This window comes from Roseofilum sp. Guam, assembly GCF_017746735.1.
In the GTDB taxonomy this organism is placed as follows: Bacteria; Cyanobacteriota; Cyanobacteriia; order Cyanobacteriales; family Desertifilaceae; genus Roseofilum; species Roseofilum reptotaenium.
The window spans coordinates 58489-69226 of the sequence record NZ_JAGHZN010000031.1 but is presented as its reverse complement, the minus strand read 5'-3'; the positions used below and the strand labels follow the sequence as shown (position 1 = coordinate 69226).

The 10738-nt window shown below is 45.2% G+C and carries 11 protein-coding genes and 1 pseudogene; 4 read left to right on the top strand and 8 right to left on the bottom strand.

Going from position 1 to position 10738, the window contains the following annotated elements; all coding sequences use genetic code 11:
* Positions 1–1001: PEP-CTERM sorting domain-containing protein (locus J7529_RS13955; RefSeq protein WP_318729458.1), on the top strand; the 1001-nt coding region annotated here is incomplete at its 5' end.
* A 192-nt stretch (positions 1002–1193) separates the two neighbouring features.
* Here J7529_RS13955 and J7529_RS24735 read toward each other — a convergent pair.
* The 3 genes and pseudogenes from J7529_RS24735 to J7529_RS13940 all read right to left on the bottom strand — a co-directional run bounded on the left by J7529_RS24735 (position 1194) and on the right by J7529_RS13940 (position 2273).
* Positions 1194–1547 (bottom strand): annotated as a pseudogene (locus J7529_RS24735) (DUF5615 family PIN-like protein).
* 1 nt (position 1548) lies between these two features.
* A complete protein-coding gene (locus J7529_RS13945; RefSeq protein WP_413038890.1) occupies positions 1549–1830 on the bottom strand; it encodes a DUF433 domain-containing protein in 282 nt (93 codons plus the stop codon).
* Positions 1831–1943: 113 nt separating this feature from the next.
* On the bottom strand, positions 1944–2273 hold the full coding sequence (locus tag J7529_RS13940; protein ID WP_318729455.1) for a hypothetical protein: 330 nt from the start codon (positions 2271–2273) through the stop codon (positions 1944–1946).
* 105 nt (positions 2274–2378) lie between these two features.
* On the opposite strand from J7529_RS13940, the gene J7529_RS13935 reads away from it, so the two are divergent.
* Positions 2379–2708, top strand: coding sequence for a XisI protein (locus J7529_RS13935; RefSeq protein WP_318729454.1), 330 nt, complete (start codon positions 2379–2381; stop codon positions 2706–2708).
* Between the two features lie 176 nt (positions 2709–2884).
* On the opposite strand, the gene J7529_RS13930 is transcribed toward J7529_RS13935, so the two are convergent.
* Both J7529_RS13930 and J7529_RS13925 read right to left on the bottom strand, forming a co-directional pair.
* Positions 2885–3235, bottom strand: coding sequence for a DUF5615 family PIN-like protein (locus J7529_RS13930; protein WP_318729453.1), 351 nt, complete (start codon positions 3233–3235; stop codon positions 2885–2887).
* A gap of 2 nt (positions 3236–3237) precedes the next feature.
* A complete protein-coding gene (locus J7529_RS13925; protein WP_318729452.1) occupies positions 3238–3567 on the bottom strand; it encodes a DUF433 domain-containing protein in 330 nt (109 codons plus the stop codon).
* A gap of 277 nt (positions 3568–3844) precedes the next feature.
* On the opposite strand from J7529_RS13925, the gene J7529_RS13920 reads away from it, so the two are divergent.
* Positions 3845–5752, top strand: a complete 1908-nt coding sequence (locus tag J7529_RS13920; RefSeq protein ID WP_318729451.1) for an ArsA family ATPase — start codon at positions 3845–3847, stop codon at positions 5750–5752.
* Here J7529_RS13920 and J7529_RS13915 read toward each other — a convergent pair.
* Together J7529_RS13915 and J7529_RS13910 are read right to left on the bottom strand one after the other, a co-directional pair.
* Positions 5749–6048, bottom strand: a complete 300-nt coding sequence (locus J7529_RS13915; protein WP_271941987.1) for a hypothetical protein — start codon at positions 6046–6048, stop codon at positions 5749–5751. The genes J7529_RS13920 and J7529_RS13915 overlap by 4 nt on opposite strands.
* 475 nt (positions 6049–6523) lie before the next feature.
* Positions 6524–6916 (bottom strand): helix-turn-helix domain-containing protein, encoded by a 393-nt coding sequence (locus tag J7529_RS13910; protein WP_318729450.1) that lies wholly within the window; start codon positions 6914–6916, stop codon positions 6524–6526.
* A gap of 400 nt (positions 6917–7316) precedes the next feature.
* On the opposite strand from J7529_RS13910, the gene ppsA reads away from it, so the two are divergent.
* Positions 7317–9818, top strand: a complete 2502-nt coding sequence (ppsA, locus tag J7529_RS13905) for a phosphoenolpyruvate synthase (protein ID WP_318729449.1) — start codon at positions 7317–7319, stop codon at positions 9816–9818.
* A 146-nt stretch (positions 9819–9964) separates the two neighbouring features.
* Here the strand turns inward: ppsA and larB are convergent, their stop codons facing one another.
* Positions 9965–10735, bottom strand: a complete 771-nt coding sequence (gene larB, locus J7529_RS13900; protein WP_318729448.1) for a nickel pincer cofactor biosynthesis protein LarB — start codon at positions 10733–10735, stop codon at positions 9965–9967.
* Between the last annotated feature and the right edge of the window lie 3 nt (positions 10736–10738).

Sequence of the window (10738 nt, the reverse complement as noted above, 5' to 3'; positions counted from 1 at the left end):
AAGCTGCTGGCATAATCTCACGATCGCTAACTTTGTCTTTCTATTATGTCCTAACTCTCCCTTTCTCTGCTATAAATCCACAAAATAGAGGTGAAGGTTTTGGACATTCTGTAGATGTCGATGGCAATCTGGCTCTAATTGGCTCGTTTGCTGATTGGGATAATCCATCACTTGGCGGCTCGGCTTTCTTGTTCGACCTTTCCAGTGGAACAATACTACAAAAGTTCGTCCCTCCTCATACATTTAGTGAGATAGCCGGTTTTCCAGTAGCTCTGGATGGAAATTATGCTATCGTTACTAAAACTCTGGATCTTAACTATTCCCGACGTTCTAACGGTTCAGTTTACTTATTTGACACGACCAATGGAGATTTACTGCATCGGTTTGTAACGCCTGATATTATTGCTAATGGAGACTTTTTTGCTAGTTCTCGTCGATCTCAATCTGTAGCACTCAGCGGAAATCATGTTCTTATTGGCTCATATGGTGATGATGAGCGAGGAGATAATAGTGGTTCTGCTTATTTATTTGATACAGAAACTGGTGGTCTTCTACATGAATTTCTAGCGCCAGATGGGGCTGCAAGTGACCAGTTTGGTTATTCAGTAGCACTCCACAATGACTATGCTGTAATCACTTCTCGCTCTGATAGAAATGACAGCGGAAAGGAAACTGGTTCAGTCTATTTGTTTGATGTTACCAGTGGTGATTTTATCCAAAAATTTGTTCTATCTGAAGAGCATAAAGATCGTAGTCACGCACAATTTGGAAAATCATTAGCACTTTATGGAAACCATATTCTCATTAGCGACGTGGCTGATAATACTTATAGTTCAGGAGGCCGTACTGATAATCGTGGAGTCAACAGTGGTGCAGCATATGTATATACCATAGATGGCGGTCAAGAAAATCCTGAAAAAATCCCTGAACCTTCTGCGGTTGCGGGTTTAATTCTGATGGGAGGGTTGGCTAGTCTCAAGCGTCTTTCCAAACAGAGATAATGCTGAACCTACCTGTAGGGGCGAACGGCCGTTCGCCCTTTTGGTTTAAATATCATAGTTATATCACATCCAGAAAAGTTGGCATCAATCGATCCTTGAGGGGCAAGGGGCTTAAGCCCCTTGTCTCCCAGCGATGCATTGTCGCAAGCATTTAAAGATTTGATATTATAAAGGCCGTTGACCCCTACAGGATTAAGTCCCTGATGCTGGTAAGCGATTGACTCGGATCAATTTTCCCTGTAGACTTTCCTCTAAAGAGATCGCGTCATGGATTCGGTTTGCTAATCCTTCAAAGTCAGGATCTTCTGTGCAGACAACAATCCCCCAATGAACGGCTTGTGTTGATAAATGTAAACGGATAAAATCACGACGATTATCGGTTAAGATAGCTCATTTTTGGCCGATTGCAAATTGCAAGATTCGATCGTCAGGAATTTGTAAGTTTGCTTGATTGGCTTCTGTTGCCGTTAGAATATCATGACCTAAAGTTCTCAGAAATTCAACAACCGGAAGAGAAAAGTTTTCATCACTATATAATCTGGTCACGTTACCCTATCTCTGCTGTCATGATCTCTTCATTTTCCCGAATCGCGATTTCAATTTCTTCTGGATAAGCTTGAGCATAACGCCAAGCATTGACCAAATCGATCGCGCTCAAACCGGGAAAAGCTGCTAAAATTTGAGCATCAGTCATTCCTAAACGGCGATCACACACTAATGACCAAACAGGAATTCGCGTTTTACTAATACAAGCATCTCCCCCACAGACTCCTGGCGTTTTCTCAATTCCAGACTCAGACACCAATAAACGGATAGCACAATTCACCATTTCATCTGGCGATCTATATTGGCCACTATGTACTTTCTCTTGTATCAGTTTTTCTAGGTCAGGTTGCAAAGAAATTTCCATGACGATCTTCCTTGAACTGTGATTTCTTTCAATTATGATAACCTACAATTAGTATGACTATCACTACACTGATTGGCATGTTGAGCAGCAAGCATGGCATGGATCTGAGTAAAAATACGATCTAGCTCTCCAATCCCATCTAATTCAGCAATTTCATCAGAAGTGATTCGAGGGGACTTTGCCTGAAGGTTTTTAGCTGCTTGTAGTCCGGTTTCATCAATATCATAGTCACCGGTTTCAACATTGATGATGACCATTTTGCCAATATTTTCCTCTGTCTCAACCTTTTGGCGAATTTCACCTTCGTAGATTTGGTAGGCACGTTTGGCCACTTCTTCACTGCTTAACAGGATGGCTTGCATAGGTTCACTGTGCGATCGCTATGTTTGTAGGGGTCAACAGCCGTTGACCCCTACAGGTTAACATAATGGACAGCCTTATCTCAGATTGTGAAGGAGAGTCAGTCAATGGAAAATCTAAATTATGTAGAAGCCATCAAAAAAATCATTCTTGAACATTGGCAATATCGACAGCAGGATACAACCGTAGATGCTCAAATTGTGTTTGATGAAGAGCGCCAGCATTATCTCCTGCTGCATGTAGGTTGGGAAGATGAAAAGCGCATTTATGGCTGTCCGATTCATGTAGAGATTAAAGAGGACAAAATTTGGATTCAACGGGATTTTACCGAATCCGGCATTGCCCAAGAATTAATGGATGTGGGTATTCCTAAAGATAAAATTGTTCTAGGGTATCGTTCTCCTACGGTTCGTCAATTGATTGCGAGTTATGCTTAAAAAATCCTAAGAAACAAAGGCAGTTGAAGAGACTCACTGAATTTGAATAAATTCCAGTTGCCAACTTTTTCAAGTTTGATTTCATGAATTAGAGAAGATGGTTTATTAAGAGTTGTAACCATTTAGCCCCCATTACACTAAATTTTTGCAAACCCATAAAAGATTAGTCCCTGTGTCTAAAAAGGGAGGTAGTGAATTTGTCCTGCAATTTCGTTTTCTGTGCTGCATTCTAGCAAAAGTAAAATATCCTCAATTGCTTGCCCAATACTCGCACCCATTGGAATCTCTATGACACCAGCCATGGGTAAGTTTTGCTCCATTCGTTCGTAAGCATAGCGGGTAATTGTTGCCACATCATGGGTGAGTAGGACTCTATCTCTGTCGGCTGCCCATGCGAGAATTGTTGGATCGTCTATACCTGATAGCCCCACATCCTGTACGCGCACGATGTCAATACTAACATCTCGCCTCAATAAGCCTCTGACAATTGCATTGTCAAAATTTTCATCCGCAAGTAGTTTTAGCATTGCTATTTTGTCGCCCGACGTGCGAGCAAACGATCGCGTAAATTTTGCGAGTTAAACCGCAATTGATTCTGTTTCCGAATTTCCTGTGCTACAGATTGACGGTGTTGTAGATATTCTTCAACCTCTTGCTGATAGTTAAGATAAAAAGCAATAGTGCTATACACATCCGATAATTTTAGGGATGGATAGCGAGATACAATTTCCTCAGCCGAGAAACCTTGCTTGAAGCCAGCAATAACCGTATCAAGAGTTACACGAGTATTGGCAATTAAGATGGAACCATCACTATTAGTGGCTAGAGGTATGGCAACTGAACGAGATGCAGTAAGCATAGCTAATAATGATTTGAATGCGGTGCTTTCATTCTAGCGCTCAAGCTGGGAAAAGCTCCTAGATCGGCTGCCCCAGTTTGCCCGTGAATTACACTTGAGCGTCCAAGATGTTTTCGCTTCTGTATGACGTTGCGCTTAACAATTGGCTTAGAGCAACTTGCCCCTCAAGGATCAATTGACGCAAACATTTAAGGACTTGATATAAGAGGTAAAAGGCAAGAGGGAAAACCTTACGGTTCTGGTTGTACCATAGGGGATTAGGACGCAAGAAACTCATATGAATCCATACGATCGCCTAGAATTATTGCTCTTGAGTGGTAAAGGGGGAGTGGGGAAAACAACACTCTCCTGTGGTTTTGCCCGGTATTGGGGTCAGCGGTTTCCCCAAGAGAAAGTGTTGCTGCTCTCAACAGATCCGGCTCACTCCCTAGGGGATGTGTTGCAATGTCCAGTTACCGGCGATCGCCTTTCTCTGCCAGATTTGCCCAATTTAGAAGTGCAAGCTCTCGATGCAGCAGCCTTATTACAAGAATTCAAACAGAGCTACGGTGAAGTCCTACAACTGCTTGTTGAACGAGGAAGTTTTGCAGCGGCCGAAGATTTAACCCCCGTCTGGGATTTAAGTTGGCCGGGACTCGATGAATTAATGGGAATCTTAGAAATTCAGCGCTTGTTGCGGGAGAAAGAAGTAGACCGGGTGGTGGTGGATATGGCTCCTAGTGGTCATGCGCTCAATCTGTTGGGATTAATGGATTTTCTCGATCAGTTTTTAGAAGCACTGGATTTATTCCAGGAAAAACATCGCGCTATCAGCCAAGCATTTACCGGCCGCTATCAAGGGGATCGAGGGGATGAGTTCTTACAAGAGATGAAGTCTGATCTGCAAACGGGACGGGCCTTATTACAAGATCAAGACCGCACCCGTTGCGTAGTCGTGGGAATTGCTGAAGCCATGAGTTTAGAGGAAACTCGGCGCTTTGTGACTTCTCTGCAAAAGTTGCAGATTCCCTTGGGAGGGGTTTGGGTGAATCGGTTGGTCGCGAGATCGGAAGATTTATCACCAGAGGATCGAGACCGCTATGCAGAGCAGCAACAGATTCTACCGCAATTTCAGAAACTTGTAGAAGGTTTACCCCTGTTGGGCATTACTCAGTATGCGAGTCCTCCGTTGGGAGGTGCAGCGTTAGATGGGGTCATTGCTCAGATGTCACCGGTAGAGGTGCAGGATGCAAGGATTACCTCGACTGAAGTGATTTGGCCCGATCGCATCTCACCGGGTTTACCTGATTTTATCGCTCAACAACGCCGTTTGATTATTATTGGTGGGAAAGGAGGAGTAGGTAAAACAACGGTGGGGGCGGCGATCGCCTGGGGAATGGCTCAAACCCATCCTGAAAGGCAAGTGCGGGCAATCTCGATCGATCCGGCTCACTCCTTGGGGGATGCATTTGGACAGCCTTTAGACCACGATCCCCAGGCGATCGATCTCCCCAACCTTACAGCCGCTGAAATCGATTCTCAAGTCCTGCTCAATCAGTTTCGCGAAGCCTATCTGTGGGAACTCGCGGAAATGATCAGTGGCGATTCCCCGACCCAAGAGAATTTACAATTACTCTATGGCCCAGAAGCTTGGCGTAAACTGGTCTCCCTCTCCTTTCCTGGGATTGATGAAATTTTAGCCCTCTTAGCAGTGATGGAACTCCTAGAGAATCAAGAGCAAGACTTAATTATTCTGGATACCGCTCCTACAGGGCATTTACTCAGATTTCTAGAAATGCCAACAGCTTTAGCAGACTGGTTAGCTTGGGTGTTCAAATTATGGATTAAATACCAAGATGTTCTCGGACGTACCGAGTTTATGGGAGAACTCCGTACCCTAAGAAAACGGGTAGTTGCAGCCCAGAAAAAAGTCAAGGATGCTCGGCATACTGAGTTTATTGGTGTGGTTCAGAATCAACCAGCGATTTTAGCCGAGCATCATCGATTAAGTCAGTCTTTAATGGATCTAGAGGTTTGTCAACCTTATGTAGTGTGGAATTATGCTTCTAATTGTCATGACCCGTTGGGTTGTAATAGCGAGCAAACTGTAATTCATCTTCCTCCCTTGCCTCGCTCTGTTCAACCTCTCCTGCGGATCCAAGGAGCTGCGCGGTTACTGTTTGAACCATTTTCGAGCGAGGACTAGGAAAAAGCTGGGCTGAAGTTCAGGTTTTGATTGGTCTCTAACTGATGATTCGATACGCACTTGAGATTAACCCAAATCTTGTAACCTCCCTCTGAGCAAGTAATGCAGCTTTTGATGTTTTGTTCAGCCATGTCACAGGCATAACTATAGGCTTGTAGGCGATTCTCTTGGCTGTAAGAACGAACATAGGTATACATCTCGTTCTGGTAGGACATAGCGTCCTGAACACCATTGTTCCAGTATTTGAAGGGTTGCACCAATTGCTCTTGGATGATTGATGGTAGACTTACGGACATAATCAACTCCTACAAATTCCTTGCTTGTGTGTTCCTTGATATGAATGATCATAGGATGTGAATGTGAAAAACCTGTGAAACCAAGGCTTCACATCACTCTATAAAGAGTTTACATAAATTTACGCTCTTTAGGAAATCTTTATTTTCTCTGTTTTTTGTATATATGAATACAAAAAAAGCCCGAAATGATTAGGATTCCTGACTGGAAAGTTCACAAATTTAATTGAGGATTAATTTGGCCAATCAAGAGGGCAACCTGTAGTGAATAGGATTTGACTTTCAGATTACCATTGATTGTGCTTTGAGGGATAAGGGGTTTAACCCCTTCTTTTTCGGAGAGTGACAGAAGAGGAAATCCAATCCTTAAAAGCTTGCTACGAATGAGGGTGAAAAAGATGATAGTCACCCTGTAGCTCCGATTTAATTGAAAGTGAGTGTTTACAACAGTCCCTAGGAAATTAAAAGGTGATGTTAACTAACCGTTACGGATGTGATCGCATGAACATGATGTTTCTAACCATCGCTCTCCGAGTTCTTTAATAGAGAGTAGAACGGGTTTGAGTTCTCGGCCTTTTTCCGTAATTGAATATTCAACATGGGGCGGGATTTCAGGGTATACCGTGCGTTTGACTAACCCATGGTGTTCCAATTCTCGCAAACGCAGGGTAAGGGTTTTAGAGCTAATACCGGGTAAGGCATCCAGAAGGGCATGGGTGCGGCGATCGCCTTGGAACAGTTCCCGCAAAATCAACACTGACCATTTAGAACTAATCAAGTCCAGGACAAACTGAATCGGACAGCTTGGTACAAAACAGGCAGACTCTGGGATAGAGACTTCTGTTTCTATGGGGTTCCGTTGATAGTTCATAAGCGAATACTACTAACCTTAATGTTTATTTAAATATGTTTGTATCCCTGACTACATCCTATTTTTTCCCTTTAGGTAACTAAGGATTCAGGGCGTACCTACCTTGTAATTTTAATAGAAAGTAATAGGCTGTGAGAAGAGTGAATCCAAAGCCACTATCACGGGCAGTTGCCCAGCAGGAAACGCTAAAGTCTTGGTATATCAAGGTTTGAAGCGATCAATAACTGTTAGTTGATAGTCCAAAATTACAGAAGTTGACACAAATTGAGAGAGAACTTAATCTCTCGTAACTTCTCAGGCAGTATGTGGAAATAAAACTCCATTAAAAAGTATTACTTTACTGTACTGTGCTGCCTAGCTAAGTCGAATTGAATTAAAAATCCATGGAGGATATTGAACCATGACTCAAACCTTAGCCCTAGGAAATGTAACCAGTGAAGCTCAAAAAAATGAAGCTTTCGTTCTTTGGTTTGAACAAGTTGGCATCAGCGACATTCCCTTAGTTGGCGGTAAAAACGCCTCTCTAGGCGAAATGATCCAACAATTGACTCCCAAAGGTGTGGTTGTGCCCAATGGATTTGCTACCACAGCCCATGCTTATCGCTACTTCATTCAATCCGCAGGTTTAGAAAGCAAACTGCGGGAATTATTCTCCGATCTAGATGTCGAAGATCTGAGCAACTTACGGCAACGGGGTAAAAAAGCCCGATCGCTGATCCTCGATACCCCATTCCCAGAAGATCTTGAGCAGGCGATCGCCAAAGCCTATGAAAGAATGTGCCAATGGTATGGCAATCCAGACAACGGTAACCTCAACGAAGTAGACGTGGCAGTGCGATCGAGTGCTACGGCTGAAGATTTGCCCGATGCCAGCTTTGCCGGTCAACAAGAAACCTACCTCAACGTCTATGGTGTAGATGCGGTTCTCAAAGCATGCCATAAATGCTTTGCCTCCATCTTTACCGATCGCGCTATCTCCTATCGCACGGTTAAAGGCTTCGATCACTTTGATGTTGCCCTCTCCGTTGGCGTACAAAAAATGGTACGTTCTGACCTGGCGTCCTCTGGTGTCATGTTCTCCATCGACACCGAAACCGGATTCAAAAACGCAGCTCTCGTTACGGCTGCCTATGGTTTAGGGGAAAACGTCGTTCAAGGAGCCGTCAACCCTGACGAATACTTCGTCTTCAAACCCACCCTTCGAGAAGGCTATCGTCCAATTCTGGAAAAACGCCTAGGTACTAAAGAACTGAAGATGGTCTATGACTTGGGTGGATCGAAACTGACTAAAAATGTTTCCGTTCCCGAATCTGAGCGGGGCAAATACTGCCTGAACCACGATGAAATTCTTCAGTTGGCCAAATGGGCTTGTATTATTGAAGACCACTACTCCGAAGTCCGGGGCACTTACACCCCCATGGATATTGAATGGGCAAAAGATGGGGTGACTGGCGACCTGTTCATCGTGCAAGCGCGTCCCGAAACCGTTCAATCTCAGAAATCTGGCAGTATTCTCAAGAACTACAAACTCAAAGGAACATCCAACATCGCCGTTCGCGGTCGTGCCGTCGGTGAAATGATCGGTCAAGGCAGTGCCAGAGTGATTCTTGATGTTCACCGCATCGACGAGTTCCAAGCCGGTGAAGTTTTGGTGACCAACAAGACTGACCCTGACTGGGAACCGATCATGAAGAGAGCCAGTGCAATTGTCACCAACCAAGGCGGTCGGACTTGTCACGCAGCAATTATTGCACGGGAAATGGGTATTCCGGCGATCGTCGGTTGTGGAGATGCCACCCAACTGCTGACCACTGGTCAAGAAGTCACCGTATCGTGCTCTGAAGGTGAAGAAGGACGGGTTTATGACGGTCTAGTTCCCTTTGATGTCATTGAAACCCAACTCGACAACCTACCTAAGACCCGCACCCAAATCTTGATGAACGTGGGTAACCCCGAAGAAGCCTTCGGTTTATCCTCCATTCCCTGTGACGGTGTTGGACTAGCCCGGTTAGAGTTCATTATTGCCAACCACATCAAAGCTCATCCCTTGGCCCTGCTGCGGTACAACGAACTCGAAGACGAGTTAGCCAAACGGGAAATCGCCAAACTCACTGCTCTCTACGACAACAAACCTGACTTCTTCGTAGACAAACTGGCCCATGGTATCGGCATGATTGCGGCTGCCTTCTATCCCAATCCAGTGATTGTACGGATGTCCGACTTCAAGAGTAATGAATATGCCAACCTCTTAGGCGGTCGTCAGTTTGAACCCAAAGAAGAAAACCCGATGATTGGTTGGCGTGGTGCATCCCGCTACTACGACCCCAACTATCGCGAAGCCTATGGTTTAGAGTGTAAAGCGCTCAAACGCGTTCGGGATGAAATGGGCTTAACCAATGTGATTCCGATGATTCCCTTCTGCCGCACCCCCGATGAAGGTCGCAAAGTGTTGGCTGAAATGGAAAGCAATGGCTTGAAACGCGGCGAAAATGGTTTGCAAGTTTACGTGATGTGCGAATTGCCCAGTAACGTGATCTATGCTGACGAATTTGCCCAAGTCTTTGATGGCTTCTCGATTGGTTCTAACGATTTAACCCAGTTAACCTTGGGATTAGACCGTGACTCTGCCTTGGTTGCTCACATCTTTGACGAACGGAATGAAGCGGTTCGTCGGATGGTACAAATTGCTATCAAAGCAGCGAAGAAACACAATCGCAAGATTGGTATTTGCGGTCAAGCGCCTAGTGACTATCCAGAGTTCGCCCGCTTCTTGGTTGAACTCGGCATTGATTCCATGAGTTTGAACCCGGATTCTGTTCTCAAGACTATCTTGGATATCAGCAAGATGGAACAGTCGGGAACCATTATGGATGAGGTGTTGGAGGTAGCTCAGGCTAACTAATAACAGGTTTGGATTTTGGATTCACTCTATCTCAGCAATCTAAAATCCACACAAACTGCCCTGGGGAGGAAATAACCCTGGGGCGGTTTTGTTTTGGGATTTACAGGGAATAGGCAATAGGGAATAGGCAATAGAGGAAACCCAGATTACCTATTCCCTATTACCCGTTGAGCAGTTCTGAGGATTTGGCCGGCTAAAATGGCGGCTCCAAAGCCATTATCGATATTGACGACTCCAATGCCTGCGGCACAGGAGTTGAGCATGGTGAGCAGGGGGGCTAACCCGTTAAAGCTGGCTCCATACCCGATACTGGTGGGGACGGCAATGACAGGAGAGCCGACTAAACCGGCGACGACACTGGGGAGAGCGCCTTCCATACCGGCGACGACAATCAGGACATGGGCTTGGTCTAAAACAGCACGATTGCTGAGGAGGCGATGGATACCAGCAACCCCAACATCCCAGAGTCTTTGGACGTGAAAGCCTGAGAGTTCAGCAGTGATGGCAGCTTCTTCGGCGACGGATAAATCGGCGGTTCCGGCAGAGAGAATACCAATTGTTCCGGGGTGACGAATATGGGGAGTGCCGATCGCACAAATCCGAGCCATGGGATAGTAGATCAGATGGGGCAGGCGATCGTCCAATTGATGATAGACATCGGGTTCAATGCGAGTCGCCATGACGATAGGATTGTCCTGACGCATGGTATTCATAATCTGGGCGATTTGATCGGGGGTTTTTCCTGGCCCCCAGATGACCTCTGGAAAACCGGTTCTTAGGGCGCGATGATGGTCAATCCGAGCAAATTCGCTCACCGGTTCAAAATCAAAGTATTTGAGCTTGTTTAGAGCCGATTCTGGGGTAATTTGCCCCCCTGCTACTGCCTCTAAAAGGGCGCGTAAGTCTTCATTAATCATTAC